Source organism: Streptomyces shenzhenensis, assembly GCF_021462265.1.
Taxonomy (GTDB): domain Bacteria; phylum Actinomycetota; class Actinomycetes; order Streptomycetales; family Streptomycetaceae; genus Streptomyces; species Streptomyces shenzhenensis.
In genome coordinates, this window is record NZ_JAJONF010000227.1 from 1 (window position 1) to 299 (window position 299).

Below are 299 nucleotides of genomic sequence, written 5' to 3' on the forward strand. Positions count from 1 at the left end.
GTGCAGTGCGAGGCCACGGCCAGCAGGCCCGCGCGGCGCTGCTCGGGCAGTTCGGGCGGCGGTTCGATCACGACGCGCAGGGCCGCGACGCGTGCCGGGGCGTCGGTGGACATGGTGAACTCCGTGCGGACGCGCAGTCCGGTGCGGGGCAGGCCGTGCCGGTGGAGGTAGCGGCCCGCGTAGAAGGCCACGCAGGTGGCCAGCGAGGCCGCGAAGAGCTCGGTCGGGGTGGGCGCGGTGTCCGTGCCGCCCGCCTCCGGCGGCTGGTCGACCTGGAGCCGGTGGCCGCGGACGTCCAC

Annotated in this window: 1 protein-coding gene; it reads right to left on the bottom strand. The window is 76.9% G+C overall.

Annotated elements, in window-relative coordinates; translation table 11 throughout:
- The coding region (locus LQ326_RS47575; RefSeq protein ID WP_234545433.1) for an OsmC family protein at nt 1-299 on the bottom strand (299 nt) is incomplete at both ends.